At 68.9% G+C, this 12,381-nt stretch carries 17 protein-coding genes and 2 tRNA genes; 12 read left to right on the top strand and 7 right to left on the bottom strand.

Going from position 1 to position 12,381, the window contains the following annotated elements:
• The first annotated feature begins 46 nt into the window (after positions 1–46).
• On the top strand, positions 47–889 hold the full coding sequence (locus IF64_RS26390; protein ID WP_030530198.1) for a DUF3566 domain-containing protein: 843 nt from the start codon (positions 47–49) through the stop codon (positions 887–889).
• A 50-nt stretch (positions 890–939) separates the two neighbouring features.
• Positions 940–1,013: transfer RNA gene (locus tag IF64_RS0101790), tRNA-Ile, on the top strand.
• 104 nt (positions 1,014–1,117) lie between these two features.
• Here IF64_RS0101790 and IF64_RS0101785 read toward each other — a convergent pair.
• The 3 genes from IF64_RS0101785 to IF64_RS0101775 form a co-directional block, all read right to left on the bottom strand.
• The gene (locus tag IF64_RS0101785) at positions 1,118–1,468 is read right to left on the bottom strand and encodes a hypothetical protein (protein WP_030530197.1); all 351 of its coding nucleotides are present in this window, start codon (positions 1,466–1,468) and stop codon (positions 1,118–1,120) included.
• Entirely contained in the window at positions 1,465–1,803 is a 339-nt protein-coding gene (locus tag IF64_RS0101780; RefSeq protein ID WP_030530196.1) for a methyltransferase domain-containing protein, read from the bottom strand. Before IF64_RS0101780 ends, IF64_RS0101785 begins: the two co-directional genes overlap by 4 nt.
• An 80-nt stretch (positions 1,804–1,883) precedes the next feature.
• Entirely contained in the window at positions 1,884–2,729 is an 846-nt protein-coding gene (locus IF64_RS0101775; RefSeq protein ID WP_036875524.1) for a helix-turn-helix domain-containing protein, read from the bottom strand.
• Positions 2,730–2,843: 114 nt separating this feature from the next.
• Between IF64_RS0101775 and IF64_RS0101770 the strand changes: the two genes are divergently transcribed.
• The 5 genes from IF64_RS0101770 to IF64_RS0101750 all read left to right on the top strand — a co-directional run bounded on the left by IF64_RS0101770 (position 2,844) and on the right by IF64_RS0101750 (position 6,738).
• Positions 2,844–3,695, top strand: coding sequence for an alpha/beta fold hydrolase (locus IF64_RS0101770; protein WP_030530195.1), 852 nt, complete (start codon positions 2,844–2,846; stop codon positions 3,693–3,695).
• 31 nt (positions 3,696–3,726) lie between these two features.
• A complete protein-coding gene (locus IF64_RS0101765; RefSeq protein WP_030530194.1) occupies positions 3,727–4,554 on the top strand; it encodes an SDR family oxidoreductase in 828 nt (275 codons plus the stop codon).
• A gap of 26 nt (positions 4,555–4,580) precedes the next feature.
• Positions 4,581–5,117 carry a GNAT family N-acetyltransferase gene (locus IF64_RS0101760; RefSeq protein WP_051757381.1) on the top strand — a complete coding sequence of 179 codons (537 nt, stop codon included), beginning with the start codon at positions 4,581–4,583 and terminating at the stop codon, positions 5,115–5,117.
• Positions 5,118–5,218: 101 nt separating this feature from the next.
• Positions 5,219–6,292 carry an alpha/beta hydrolase gene (locus IF64_RS0101755; protein ID WP_051757380.1) on the top strand — a complete coding sequence of 358 codons (1,074 nt, stop codon included), beginning with the start codon at positions 5,219–5,221 and terminating at the stop codon, positions 6,290–6,292.
• 29 nt (positions 6,293–6,321) lie between these two features.
• Entirely contained in the window at positions 6,322–6,738 is a 417-nt protein-coding gene (locus IF64_RS0101750; protein WP_030530191.1) for a hypothetical protein, read from the top strand.
• A 54-nt stretch (positions 6,739–6,792) separates the two neighbouring features.
• Here IF64_RS0101750 and IF64_RS26965 read toward each other — a convergent pair whose 3' ends face one another.
• The 3 genes from IF64_RS26965 to mbp1 form a co-directional block, all read right to left on the bottom strand.
• Positions 6,793–6,936: a carboxymuconolactone decarboxylase family protein gene (locus IF64_RS26965; protein WP_157575498.1), complete on the bottom strand. Its 144-nt coding sequence runs from the start codon at positions 6,934–6,936 to the stop codon at positions 6,793–6,795.
• A 53-nt stretch (positions 6,937–6,989) separates the two neighbouring features.
• Positions 6,990–7,472 (bottom strand): RrF2 family transcriptional regulator, encoded by a 483-nt coding sequence (locus tag IF64_RS0101740; protein WP_145600546.1) that lies wholly within the window; start codon positions 7,470–7,472, stop codon positions 6,990–6,992.
• Positions 7,473–7,589: 117 nt separating this feature from the next.
• Positions 7,590–7,826: a microaggregate-binding protein 1 gene (gene mbp1, locus IF64_RS0101735; RefSeq protein ID WP_030530189.1), complete on the bottom strand. Its 237-nt coding sequence runs from the start codon at positions 7,824–7,826 to the stop codon at positions 7,590–7,592.
• A 136-nt stretch (positions 7,827–7,962) separates the two neighbouring features.
• Between mbp1 and IF64_RS0101730 the strand changes: the two genes are divergently transcribed.
• From IF64_RS0101730 to IF64_RS0101715, 4 genes are all read left to right on the top strand, one after another.
• Positions 7,963–8,145 (top strand): DLW-39 family protein, encoded by a 183-nt coding sequence (locus IF64_RS0101730; protein ID WP_030530188.1) that lies wholly within the window; start codon positions 7,963–7,965, stop codon positions 8,143–8,145.
• A 31-nt stretch (positions 8,146–8,176) separates the two neighbouring features.
• Positions 8,177–8,249, top strand: a tRNA-Ala gene (locus IF64_RS0101725).
• Between the two features lie 205 nt (positions 8,250–8,454).
• Complete coding sequence (locus tag IF64_RS0101720) at positions 8,455–9,690, top strand: hypothetical protein (protein ID WP_246134811.1); 1,236 nt, start codon at positions 8,455–8,457, stop codon at positions 9,688–9,690.
• A 120-nt stretch (positions 9,691–9,810) separates the two neighbouring features.
• Entirely contained in the window at positions 9,811–10,473 is a 663-nt protein-coding gene (locus tag IF64_RS0101715; RefSeq protein ID WP_051757379.1) for a poly-gamma-glutamate hydrolase family protein, read from the top strand.
• 4 nt (positions 10,474–10,477) lie between these two features.
• On the opposite strand, the gene IF64_RS0101710 is transcribed toward IF64_RS0101715, so the two are convergent.
• Positions 10,478–10,840 (bottom strand): VOC family protein, encoded by a 363-nt coding sequence (locus IF64_RS0101710; RefSeq protein ID WP_030530185.1) that lies wholly within the window; start codon positions 10,838–10,840, stop codon positions 10,478–10,480.
• Between the two features lie 315 nt (positions 10,841–11,155).
• Here IF64_RS0101710 and IF64_RS0101705 point away from each other — a divergent pair, with 315 nt between their 5' ends.
• Positions 11,156–12,052 (top strand): PHP domain-containing protein, encoded by an 897-nt coding sequence (locus IF64_RS0101705; protein WP_051757378.1) that lies wholly within the window; start codon positions 11,156–11,158, stop codon positions 12,050–12,052.
• The last annotated feature ends 329 nt before the right edge of the window (positions 12,053–12,381 follow it).

The raw sequence follows: 12,381 nt of genomic DNA, 5'->3' as shown, positions 1-12,381 counted from the left end.
CACTGCGACTCCGACGACGCAGATGTGGACGAGGGACTGACCGGTTGTGACACCACCCGAGAACACCGAACGGCGCGGCGGCTCAGGCGGCGCGGGGGCGGACGAGGACGTCGCGCCCCCGTGGCAGCGGGTCGCCAAGGACGTCGACGCCGTGTCGGACTCCGACGGTGACGACGAGCTCGGCGAACGCTGGTCGGCAGGCCAGCTGCCCGCGGACGAGACGTCGTACCAGCCCACGCAGCAGTACTCGGCTGCGTCGGGTTCGGGGTCGGCGGGCACGGCTGCGTCGACGGGCGACTACGCGGGCAGCAATTACGCGGGCAGCAATTACGCGGGCAGCAGCGCCGACACGCAGGTCGTGAGCGGCACCGCGGCCAGCAGGCTGTTCGGCGGCGGACAGTCCGAGCAGGCGACCGAGCACATGGCGGCGCCGTCGAACGTGGGCGCCGCGCAGGGCTCCGGCTCCGGTGGGGGTGGCAAGCGCTCGACGCCGGTGAGCGCGCTGCGCAGGCCGGGACGTGGACCGCGGCGGGCGAGCCTGCAGATCAAGCGGTTCGACCCGTGGTCGGTGCTGAAGCTGTCGCTCGTGCTGGGCGTGGCGCTGTTCTTCATCTGGCTGGTCGCGGTCGGTGTGCTGTACACCGTGCTCGAAGGCATGGGCGTGTGGGACCAGATCAACGGCACCTACACGTCGCTGGTGCAGGGCGAGGTCAGCGAAGGAGCGGGCGATCCGTTCATCACGGCGCCCAGGGTGTTCGGCATCGCGGCGATCGTGGGTGCGATCAACATCGTGCTGATCTCGGCGCTGACCACGGTGAGTGCGTTCATCTACAACGTGTCGGCCGACCTCGCCGGTGGCCTGGAGGTGACGCTCTCCGAACGGGAGTGACCCCGGGTAATCCGCTTCGCAGCGGTGCGGTAGAGTTTTCACCGCTGCACGGGCCCATAGCTCAGGTGGTTAGAGCGCATCGCTGATAACGATGAGGTCGGAGGTTCAAGTCCTCCTGGGCCCACCGACGAGGAGGTGCCCTTCGCGAACGCGGAGGGCGCCTCCTCTTTTTATCGTGGAGTCTTCGCACACGGCCCCACGCGCACGGGCCCCACGCGCGCGGTCTGCTCACGCCGGTTTGCGGGTCCATGCGTACAGGCACGGGCCGATGGTCATCACGCCGTCGTGGGCGCGCAGGTCCGCCTTCAGCCGTTCGCCGAGCGTGTCCGGCTGCACCTCGTCGCGGGTGACGACGCCGAGTTTCTCCATCAGCGGCAGCGCTCCGCACACGATGTCGGCCCACGTGTAGTCCGGCAGGTCGCCCGCGCCGCGCATCTTCCACCCGACACCGACCTCCGGGTCGGGGAGCCCGGCGGCCCGGAACGTCGCGAACAGCTCGTACCCCATCCGCGCGTTGACCCCGGCCAGTCGCATCGTCTCCTGCAGCCATGTGTGCGCCTGCTGCCACAGTGGGGTCATGGGGTGGGCCCACGTGTCGCGCCCTCCAACGTCCGGGCGTCGCCGACGCGGAACTCGACGTTGGTCCTGCCACGTCTGCGGGCGTCGGCCTGCGCACGTTCGGCGGTCGACCGGTCGCGGTCGATGCCCACGACCGACCCGTTCGGCCCGACCCGTTCGGCGGCGAGGTAGGCGACGTTGCCGGCGCCGCTGCCCAGATCGAGCACGCGCCAACCGGGCTGGAGGCCGACGTGGTCGAACAGCTCGGCCGTCGTGTCGTCCAGCAGGCCGCTCTGGGCGCGGAGCCGCCGGTCCTCGGCCTCGTCCTGGTGAAAGAGGTACTGCGTGGTCGTCATACGCCAGGTGTAGGGCCGAGAGGGGGCCGGCTCAGGTGTTTGCGCCACACGGAAAACAGCCGTCCGCCGTCCGTGTGGTTTCAGCTCCCTGCGACGTACGCGGCCAGGTGCGGATGTCCCGTCGTGAGCTGCTCGATCCGCTCGTCGATGCCGTCGAACCAGGTCGCGAGGTAGGCGGCAGACGGTTCGTCCGCGGGCAGGAACGTCTCCGTCGACAACCCGGCGACGGTGGTGTCGAGCGGGGTGCCGAAGGTCGTGACGGTACTCAGCAGGTTCAGCACCGCACCGTCGTGGGTGCGCAGTCGCACGGGCAACAGCACGCGGTCGTCGGCGGGTGGACCCGTGCCGTCGACTGATCCGTCCGCATAGGACAGTAGTTCGTCGTACAGCGCGTCCAGGCGAGGATCGCCGCTCAGCAGCGCTGCTCGCCGGACCTTCCGCAACAGTGACGAGCGCACCTCGGTCAGGTTCTCGATGTGGGGTGCGAGGCCGCGGGGGTGCAGGCTCAGCCGCATCACGTTCGGCGCGGCGTCGAACAGCTGCGGCTCGACGTGGCCGAGCAGCAGGGCACATCCGCGGTTGGCCGCGACGACGTTCCACGTGTCGTCGACCGCGATCGCCGGGTTCGGTTCGTGTGCTGCGAGCAGGGTCGCGATGGCCCTGCGGACCGGTTCCATCGCCGCGTCGTCGAGCTTCCGGTTGCCGAACGCCGGGGCGAACCCACCTGCCAGCAACAGTTCGTCGCGGGCACGCAGCGGCAGATCGAGATGCTCGGCGAGGCGCAACAGCAGGGCGCGGCTCGCCTTGCCACGTCCGGTCTCCACGAAGCTCAGATGCCGTGTGGACACGCCGAGCTGGGACGACAGCTCGAGCTGGCTGAGCCGCCTTCGCGACCGCCATTCGCGGATCAGTGGGCCCACGGTCATACCGCGACCGTAGACGCCGGAGGTGCGCGAGGCGATTACCAGCGAGGTAATCGACGCACGGCCTGCCGCGCTGCGAACGTCGACACACCACGAACGGAACGAAGGGTGTGAGCGATGTTCGAGGAGTTCGAGGCGAGCCGCCGTTCGGTCGACGGGATCTCCTACGTCGACGTGGGCGAGGGTCCGGTGACGGTGTTCGTGCACGGCGTGTTCACGAACGCACTGCTGTGGCGCAACGTGATGCGCGAGCTGGCCGGCACGCGCCGGTGTATCGCCGTGGACCTGCCCGGCCACGGGCGCACCCCGCCGATCGGGGAGCCGTCGGTACACGGGTGGGTCGACGCGGTCGCCACCGTGCTGCGGGAACTGGATCTGCGTGACGTGCACCTGGTCGGCAACGACACCGGCGGCGCGGTCGTGCAACTGCTGCTCGGGAGGGAGGAGGCCGGCCGCCTGGCCTCGCTGGCACTGACCAATTGCGACACCGAGCTCGCGTTCCCGCCGAGGCTGCTGAAACCACTCGTGTGGGGCGCGCGGGCGAACGTGTTGCGGGCGATCGCTCCGGTTCTGCGGTTCCCCTTCGTCGCGCGGGAAGTCTTCCGGTCGGGCTATCGGCGGCCCGCGGACGTTCCGCGGGAGGTGTTCCGGAGCTACCTCGCACCGACCGTCGACGATCGCGAAGGGCTGCGGTTCACCGGACGCCTGTTGACGTCGGTGCATCCCCGGCAACTGGCCGAGAACCGCGCACGGCTGGCCGAGTGCGAGCTGCCGACCGCACTGATCTGGGGAACCGGCGACCTGTTCTTCGATATCGAACAGGCGCGGTGGCTGCGGGACGTCATCCCCGGTGCGCGCGAGATCGTCGAGATCCCCGGTGGACGCCTGTTCTTCCCCGACGAGTACGCCGCCGAGCTCGTCGAGGCACTCGACCACCACTGGCGTACGAGCGTGGGCAAACCCAGTTGAGTGGGTCGGCCTTCCGTGTGACGCTGCCGCCATGAGCGATGCACATCCCCTCGAAGGCCGCGTCGCTGTGGTCACGGGCGTGAGCAGACGAGCCGGTATTGGGTATGCGATCGCCTGCCGACTGGCATCCCTCGGCGCCGACGTGTTCCTGCACCACTTCGCGGATCATGACCGGGAGCAGGAATGGGGCGCCGACGATCTCGACGCGGTGCTGGCCGGGGTCCGTGAGCAGGCGGTGACGGGAAACGTCACCGACGTCGATGCCGACCTGGCCGAGGCCGATGCGCCGAAGCGGGTTGTCGACGCGGCGGTGGACGCGTTCGGCCACGTCGACATCCTCGTCTGCAACCACGCGTTGACCGGACAGGACGGCCCGCTGGGCGCCTTGACGGCTGCGGAGCTCGACCGGCACTGGGCGGTGGATGCGCGCTCGTCGATCCTGTTGTTGCAGGAGTTCGCGAACCAGCACGACGGCCGGGACGGTGGCGCCGCGGTGTTGATGACCTCGGGCCAAGCGCTCGGCCCGTTGCCGGGAGAGATCGCCTACGGCGCGGCGAAGGCCGCCCTGCACGGAATGACCCTCACGTTCGCTGATCAGTTGGCCGACAGCGGTATTCGCGTCAACACCGTGAATCCCGGCCCGGTCGACACCGGGTACCTGACCGACGAGATGTGGCAGACCGTCGCCCCGATGTTCCCGTTCGGCAGATACGGCCGGCCTGATGACCCTGCACGGCTGATCAGCTGGCTGGTCACCGACGAGGCGCGGTGGATCACCGGACAGGTGATCAACACCGAGGGCGGGTTCGGCCGCTGGCGCCCGCGATCGCATCCGAACGTGGGCGAGGACCCGAGTTGACGGAGTATCCATGCGGCGGAGTCCAAATGACCACTGATCAGACGCGACCTAGGGTGCGGGATGTGGACGGGATCGTGGTGCGCACAGCAGAACTCGCGGATGTCGAGGCACTCGTGGAACTCCGGGGCGAGATGTTCGACGCGATGGGAGTCTCCGGCGGAACCGCCGGAGACAGCGATGCGTGGCGTGGACCGGCGCGTCGATGGTTCGCCGACCGGATCGACAACCCGTCCTACCGTTTCGTCGTCGTGGAACGCGCGGGACGGGTCGTGTCGTGCGCGGTGGGTGCAATCCGGGACGCGGCGCCCTCACCCGCGGTGCCACATGGGCGTGACGTGCTGATCAGCAACGTCTGTACGCGGACCGGCGAGCGTGGCCGGGGATACGGCAGGGTCGCGTTCACCGCGGTGCTCGACTGGGCACATGCCTCCGGCGTCGGCAGGGCCGAGCTGATGGCCACGGACGCGGGCGAGTCGATGTACGTCGAAGCCGGATTCACCCGGAATCCGCATCCGGTGATGCGGGCGCCGCTCGACGCGGACGTGGCAGGGACATTCTCGTGAACTCCACCGAAAACCGGTATCCGGCGCCGCCACGGCCGTTAGCCTGAGGTCCGAACCGCTCGACCGGGACGACCCGGACACGGACGGCTGGGCGAGGCGATATGGGCAGCGACAGCACGGGGGACACGGCGTTCCCACCGGACGGCGCCGCACCGCAGCAGGTGAAGGCGTGGTGGGACGGGCTCTCCGGCCGGCAACGGAAGGCCTTGTCGACCGAACACGGTGACGTCGTCGGCCGCCTCGACGGTGTGCCCGTGGCGGACCGCGATCGCGCCAACCGGGTGCGGTTCGCCGAACAACGTGCCGAACTGCTGGCACTGCGAACCGAACTCGACGAGGGCGACGACGAACGCGCACGCATCGACCGCATCGTCCCCGGTCTGGTCGCGATCCGCCGCAGGCTCGAGGAGGATCCGGGACCAGGCCGCCCCGATGCGTATCTGATCGACTTCTGTTCCGACGACGACGGGCTGGGTGTCGTCGCGATCGGCGATCCGGACACGGCGGACTACGTCGTGACCAACGTGCCCGGTTGCGGTTCGGGGCTGGAGAACATGAGCGCGGAGTTGGACCGCAGCGACGCGGTGTTCGACCGCATCCGGCAACTTTCGCGCCGCACCACGGTTTCCGTGGTGACGTGGGTCGGCTACGACGCGCCCGCGCACGTGTTCGCCGCGGCCGGCGATTCGTACGCCGAGGACGCGGCCGCACTGTTGCGCGACTTCCAGGACGGGCTGCGGGCAACGCACCGCACACGGTCGTACAACACGGTGATCGGGCACAGCTACGGGTCCACTGTGGCCGGTTACGCCGCGCGCGACGGGTTGCTCGACGCCGACGCGCTGGTGTTCGTGGGCAGTCCCGGAGTGGGCGTCGACACGGCGTCGCAGCTGTACCTTCCGGCCGGTGCCGAGGTGTACGCGACGACGGCCCAGCACGACGTCATCCGCGCGACGCCCGATTTCATCCACGGCAGGCAGCCGATCGCCGACGAGTTCGGTGCCGTGGAGTTCGAGTCCGATCCGGGCAGCGACGGTTCGTGGTTCACGGTCGGCCTTTCCACGAAGGCACACGTGGAGTACTGGAACATGGATTCCGCGTCGCTGCGGAACATGGCGCGCATCGCGCTCGGCCGGAAACCGGAAGCGGTTCCGGCCGCCGAGGCCGTGGATTGACGCGCCACGACGAAGGGAACCCGACGACCATGCGGACGTTGACCCACGCGCAGGCCCGTGAGCGCGCGCAGGAGCACATCGAAAGAGCAGTGGCGGCGCTGCCGTCCGATGTGGACGTCACGCTGACGTTGCAGCGTGACGACGCCATGGAGTGCGACGTGCCCGACGACAAGGGGCCGGGCGGTCGTTACGAGGTCGGCAAGACGTACTGGCTCGACGACGTTCCCCCCGATCGCAACGGCGAACTCGTCGACGCGCTGCTCGCACACTGGACCGAAACCGGGTTCACGGTGCTGGCCGATCGGCGTTCGTCGGAGGATCGGTTCGTGTCGGTGGAGAATCGCGACGACGGATTCCGCATGTCGATCACCCAGAGCTACGAGGGTGATCTGTCGCTGGGTGCCTCGTCGCCGTGCGTGTGGCTCGACGGCGGGGTCGACGACTGACGAGCTGCCCACTCCTGGGCGCTGCGGTGTGCCCAGGAGTGGGTTGAGCCCGACCTACGGCTTGTAACTGCCGGGCACGGTGCGGTTGGTGACATTGATGCGGTTCCACGCGTTGATCACCGCGATCGCCATCGTCAGTGCCGCCAGTTCGTTGTCGTCGTAGTGCTTGCGGGCTTCGTCCCACACGTCGTCGGGCACGCCGTGCGGGTTGTCGGCGATGCGGGTCGCGGCCTCGCCGGTGTGTTCGCGCCTCAGTGGGTGTCGTCGAACCAGCGCCGCACCTTGTCGGGGACGCCGGGGTTGGTGGCTTCGACGGTGGTCATGACGTCGGCGAGGGTCTGCGCGGCGAGTTCGCGACGCCAGGCGAGTTCGGCCTTGCGCATGGCCGTGTCGATGGCGCACGGCGTGCGGTAACGCGTGGTGCCGGAGCTGGATCCCCCACGGAGCCGGATCTCGGTGCACCGGAACGCGGGGTCGGGCCCGTCGATGGCGGTGACGACGTCCATGAGCGTGACCTGATCGGGCGCCTTGGCGAGCCGGAAGCCACCGCGCGGTCCCGAGACGGACGTGAGGATGCCCGCACGAGCCAGGGCCTGGAGCTGTTTGTTGAGGTAGGCGGCGGGAAGTTCGTAGAACGCGGCGAGCCGGGCGGCGGGCACCGCGCGCTCGTCGCCGAGCCACGCCAGGTTCAGGCACGTGTGGGTGGCCCATTCGACACCCTCGTTCATCCGCACAACCTGGATATTAGATGTCTCGAATTGGAGCCGGCAAGAGGCGAGGGGGGCGACAAGGCCGCCGCGCACGAAGATCGCGGGTGGTTCCACGTGGAACCACCCGCGATCTTGGAGGTGTCACTCCTGGTGGGAACGCTCGCGGGCCTCGGAGCTGCCTGCCTTGCGTTCGGCTTCCTTGGCCTGGGCTTCCTTCTCGGCGACTTCCTGCTGGGCCTGTGCCTTCTCCTGCTGCGCGCTGCCTTCGCGCTGCATCGAGTCCTGGCCGAGGAGCGAGCCGGCGGCTTCCTTCACGCGACCCTTCACGTCCTCGACGGCACCCTTGAGGCCTTCCTGCTGCTCGTCCCTGTTCGTCATCCGAACCTCCTACGCCTCACGTCGTGCCTGGTCGCCCCTTCGGCTGCCCGAGAGGCCTACCGCGTAAACCGGGCCTGGTCGGGTGCAGTAACATCGGGTCGGCAGGGTCAGTCGTGCCAGAGGGAGGGCCTCGACCGTGAAGAAGCTGTTGGCGTTCGCCGTGGTCGCAGGTGGCGTGTTCTTCGTGATCAAGCGGAACAAGGACGCGAAGGCGGAGGCCGACCTGTGGCGCGAGGCGACGGCGCCGAGCGACAACCAGGTCAACGGGGTGTCCCTCAACGGCAGCGCGCCGGCGGCGACCGGAGCCAACCACAACTGACCGGCGTTCGTGAGCCGAGCTCACGGACCCAGGGGCTGTAGCTCAATTGGTAGAGCGCCGCTTTTGCAAGGCGGAGGTCAGGGGTTCGATTCCCCTCAGCTCCACCCGACAAGGGCGGGGTGTTTCGCGGAAGTCGCGCGGAACACCCCGCCCTTTTGCATGGGTAGCGGCTCGATCCCCGTGGAAGGTGTGGCCGAGTTCCTGACGGTCGGGTGAAACGCCTGGTGTGTCCTTTTCTACGGCGAGTTCCATGGCGAGGCGGGATTCGGCCTTGATTACGTGTCGCCCCGTGGTGGGTACGGTCCGGCCATGACGGAACGCGCGCAGTCCGAATCGGAACCCGACGACGATTCGAACACCGGCGACGATTCGAACACAGGCGAGGAACAGGCGGCCGCCGACGACACCACCGACGTCGGTACCGATCCGGCTGAGGACCCGGAGGCTCAGGAGCGTCTGGGACGGGACGAGCACCCGGGAGGGCAGGTGGTCGTGATCGGCGTGGTTGCCGATCCCGATCTGCCCGTCGACGCAGGATCCCTCATTGCCGACGAGCTCACCCAGTGGCTCGGCGACCGCACCGGTGAGGACTGGCAGGTGCAGGTCGTCTCCGATCCCATCGCCGCCGGCGCGGCCGAGACGAGCGAACTGTTCGAGGCCCTCGAGCAGTACCGCGATCGTGAGCAGTGGCGCTACGCGATCTGCGTGACCGACCTTCCCCTGCTTCTGCAGTCACGTCCGTTGCTGGCCGAATGCAGCCGTGAACGAGGGCTCGCCGTGGTGTCGATGCCGGCGCTCGGGTTCCGCCACCGCAAGCCGCTGCGGCAGATCTCCGAGGTGCTCGTCCGCGAGCTTCTTCAGGAACACCGGGACACCGACCAGGTCACCGAATCGTCGCCCGCCGTGGCCAGGGCGGACATCGACGACGAGGGCAGCGAGGTCCGTTACCCCCTCAGCCGGTTCCTCGGGTGGCCGCGCGTGCTGTGGGGGATGGTGCTGTCGAACCGGCCGTGGCGGGTGATCTTCGGACTGTCGAGTGCGCTCGCGGCGGCACTGGCCACGAGCGCGTTCGGCCTGTCGTCGACCACGATCTGGGAGATCGGTTATCTGCTGCCGCCGGGCAGTCGCATTCTCGGCGGGGTGCTCTCGGTCGCGGTGCTCACCACCTGGCTGATCCTCGGGCACGGCCTGTGGGAACGGTCGAAGAACCGTGAGGGCAGCTTCCGCAAACTCGTTCCGCTGTACAACACGACGACCGTACTGACGGTGCTGACGGGCGTCGTGATGCTGTACGTCGTGCTGTTCGCCGTCAACTTCGGCCTGGCCGAGTTCCTCGTCCCGCCCGAGCTGTTGACCAGCACGCTCGGGTCCAGTTCGGACGTCACGGTGTATCTGACCCTGGCGTGGGGCTTCACGAGCATGGGCATGCTCGCGGGCGCGGTGGGCTCGAGCCTCGAATCGGACGAGGTCGTGCGCCAGGTCGCGTACGGATACCGCGAGCGCGCCCGTCGCAGGGAACGGAACGAGGAACACCAGCAGGACTAGCGAACGGGCGCGCGGCCTGACCTGCGCCGCCGCAGGGAACCGACGTTCGTCGGAGGGGCGGGGGCGGGTATGCCGCATACGATGCGTCCCATCGACCTGTACCGGCCTGGAGGGGCACCCATGAAGATCAGGACCGCGACCGTGGCAGCTGCGACCTTGCTGGCGGTTCCGACGTTCGCTGCAACGGCCGCGGCCGAGGACACCTACTCCAGCTACGCCGAACTCGCCGCCAACGAGACCGAGGGCGTCGACTACCAGCGGTCCACGCGTTCCGGGGACACCGACGTCGCTCACATCGCCATCCACGGCGGCGGCATCGAACGGCCCACCACCGAGCTTGCCGACCACGCGGCCGAACTCGGCGGCCACGCGTTCGCCACGTTCGAGGGGATCAAGCCGTCCGGTAACAGCGTCCTGCACATCACGTCGACCAATTTCGACGAGCCGAGGACCGTCGAGGTCGTCGAGAACTCCGACTACACGATCTCGTGGCACGGCGCCGCCGGCGACGAGGCCAAGACGTACGTCGGTGGTCTGGACACCGAGCTGCGCGACGCGGTGCGCGACGAACTGCGCGAGGAGGGGTTCGACGTGCCCAGCGAGGTGCCCGACCACCTCGCAGGCGAGAACCCGGACAACATCGCCAACCGCAACGACCGCGGCAAGGGTGTCCAGCTCGAACTCACGCGGGGTCAGCGGGATCTGCTGATGCCGAACGGCACTCCCGTCGAGGCGATGGACGACTACCTCGCCGCCGTCGAACGCGCCGTCAGCAACCGTTGAGCCGTCAGGGCCTGCGGGTGGCGAGTACGCAGAACTCGTTGCCCTCCGGATCGCTGAGCACCACCCAGTTCTCGTCGCCCTGCCCGACGTCGACGCGCCGCGCGCCCAGATCGAGGAGTCTGCGCACCTCGGCGTCCTGATCACGGTCGACGGGGTTGACGTCCAGGTGCACGCGGTTCTTGACGGTTTTCGCCTCGGGCACGCGTGCGAACGTCAGCACCGGTGCGGCCCGGTCGGAGGGATCGCCGATGGTGACGAGGCCGACCTCCGCCTCGCGCACCGTGTAACCGAGGACGTCGCACCAGAAGCGCGCCAACCCCGCCGGATCGGCGCAGTCGACGGCGAGTTCGGTGAACCGGCTGACCATGACGCCGATTCTGCGCCGGCGGGACGTGGTGCGTCGCCTCGTTTTCCCGCGGGCGGCCGAACCCGTCCCGGCGAACGGAGCAACGCCACGCCACATTGCGGACACGAGCCGGCAACGGGCCGCTCACCTCACGGCGCGATCACCGATCACTCCGTACCCTGCGTGGTGCGGGCCCTGCGCACCTCCCCCTCGCGCGGGGCCCGCCTTCATGTCCTGGACCGAACCCTCGCCGCGCCGGACGGCGAGCGGTACGGTCGGCGGCCTCGCCGGGCGACGGTGCCGGGCGGCCGGCGGACCTGACGACCGAGGTGGGGCATGAGCGCGGATCTTCCTGTCGACTGTCACGTGCATTCCGAGTGGTCGTGGGACGCGCCGGAGGGCTCGGTTGACGGGGCGTGTGACCGTGCCGTCGCCGTGGGGATTCCCGGCGTCGTGTTCACCGACCACGCCGACCTCACGGCCTGGTTCATGCCGGAGCACCTGCACGCCCGGATGCCGCCGCACTTCACCGAACGGCTCGGCGACGACGGCGTGGTACGTCCGTCCGAACTGGACGTCGAAGGACACGTGGCGGCCGTGGCCGCGGCGCGGGAGCGGTATCCGCAGCTTGTGGTGCGCGCAGGCGTCGAGGTCAGCGAACCGCACTGGCACCCATCGGCGGTCGAACGACTGGTGCGGCGCGGGCGGTTCGATCTCGTAATCGGCTCGGTGCACGCGGTGGAGGTCGACGGCACACCGCAGATGATCGAGAGCCTGTTCGCCAGGTGGGATGCCGACGAGGTGCTGCGCACGTATCTGCGCGAGGTGCTGGCGTTGGTGACCGCGCCGGTGGAGTTCGACGTTCTCGCGCACGTCGACTATCCGGTGCGGTCGTGGCCCGCCAAGGCGGACCCGTTCGAGGTGGGCCGGTTCGAGGACGGATTCCTGCCCGTCCTCGGTGCCCTCGCGGCGTCGGGAAAAGCGCTCGAGATCAACACGAAACGGCCGCTCGACGCGCGGATCCTCGAATGGTGGCGTGAAGTCGACGGACCGAGCGTCACCTTCGGCAGCGACGCGCACGACCCCAGCCGCGTGGGCCAGGCCTTCGCCGACGTCGCCGAGCACGCCCGGTCGCTCGGCTACGCCCCGCGCGATACGGGAGACACGGGGGACACGGGGGACACGGAGGAGTCGGACGGTTCGGTATCGCTCAGGTGGTGGCTGACCGGCTGACCGGTTGACGATCCCGAACAACGGACCCGAGCAACGGACCCGAGCACGAGCAGTCCGAAGAGGACACTTCACGGCAGTGGTCCACGCCGCTCATCGACGACCCGTTTTCGTCGGTCCTCGCCGGTAATGTGGAAATCGGGGGTCCCCCACGAGAACGTCGCGAACGGTCCATTCGCGTCACGGAGGGTGCGAATCCGGCGACGCAGGACGGGAATGTGACGACTGAGGGCGGGAATCCGACGACGCAGGGCGGGAATGTGACGCGTCGAGGGGCGCCTCACCCATGTCCCCGGTTGTGTGACCTGGTCGACATCGTTGCGTGACCTGCG

Origin of the sequence: Prauserella rugosa (assembly GCF_000719975.1) — a bacterium.
Classification (GTDB): Bacteria; Actinomycetota; Actinomycetes; order Mycobacteriales; family Pseudonocardiaceae; genus Prauserella; species Prauserella rugosa.
Note: the sequence above shows the minus strand (reverse complement) of the source record. Positions and strands in the feature narration are given on the sequence as shown.

What these genes read in the sequence shown, in the direction of transcription:
- IF64_RS0101760 (WP_051757381.1), top strand. Translation starts at nt 4,581, where the DNA reads ATGACCACTGATCAGACGCGACCTAGGGTGCGGGATGTGGACGGGATC.
- IF64_RS0101755 (WP_051757380.1), top strand. Translation starts at nt 5,219, where the DNA reads ATGGGCAGCGACAGCACGGGGGACACGGCGTTCCCACCGGACGGCGCC.
- IF64_RS0101705 (WP_051757378.1), top strand. Translation starts at nt 11,156, where the DNA reads ATGAGCGCGGATCTTCCTGTCGACTGTCACGTGCATTCCGAGTGGTCG.
- IF64_RS0101780 (WP_030530196.1), bottom strand. Translation starts at nt 1,803, where the DNA reads ATGACGACCACGCAGTACCTCTTTCACCAGGACGAGGCCGAGGACCGG.
- IF64_RS0101710 (WP_030530185.1), bottom strand. Translation starts at nt 10,840, where the DNA reads ATGGTCAGCCGGTTCACCGAACTCGCCGTCGACTGCGCCGATCCGGCG.
- IF64_RS0101770 (WP_030530195.1), top strand. Translation starts at nt 2,844, where the DNA reads ATGTTCGAGGAGTTCGAGGCGAGCCGCCGTTCGGTCGACGGGATCTCC.
- IF64_RS0101750 (WP_030530191.1), top strand. Translation starts at nt 6,322, where the DNA reads ATGCGGACGTTGACCCACGCGCAGGCCCGTGAGCGCGCGCAGGAGCAC.
- IF64_RS0101715 (WP_051757379.1), top strand. Translation starts at nt 9,811, where the DNA reads ATGAAGATCAGGACCGCGACCGTGGCAGCTGCGACCTTGCTGGCGGTT.
- IF64_RS0101785 (WP_030530197.1), bottom strand. Translation starts at nt 1,468, where the DNA reads ATGACCCCACTGTGGCAGCAGGCGCACACATGGCTGCAGGAGACGATG.
- IF64_RS0101720 (WP_246134811.1), top strand. Translation starts at nt 8,455, where the DNA reads ATGACGGAACGCGCGCAGTCCGAATCGGAACCCGACGACGATTCGAAC.
- IF64_RS0101775 (WP_036875524.1), bottom strand. Translation starts at nt 2,729, where the DNA reads ATGACCGTGGGCCCACTGATCCGCGAATGGCGGTCGCGAAGGCGGCTC.
- mbp1 (WP_030530189.1), bottom strand. Translation starts at nt 7,826, where the DNA reads ATGACGAACAGGGACGAGCAGCAGGAAGGCCTCAAGGGTGCCGTCGAG.
- IF64_RS0101765 (WP_030530194.1), top strand. Translation starts at nt 3,727, where the DNA reads ATGAGCGATGCACATCCCCTCGAAGGCCGCGTCGCTGTGGTCACGGGC.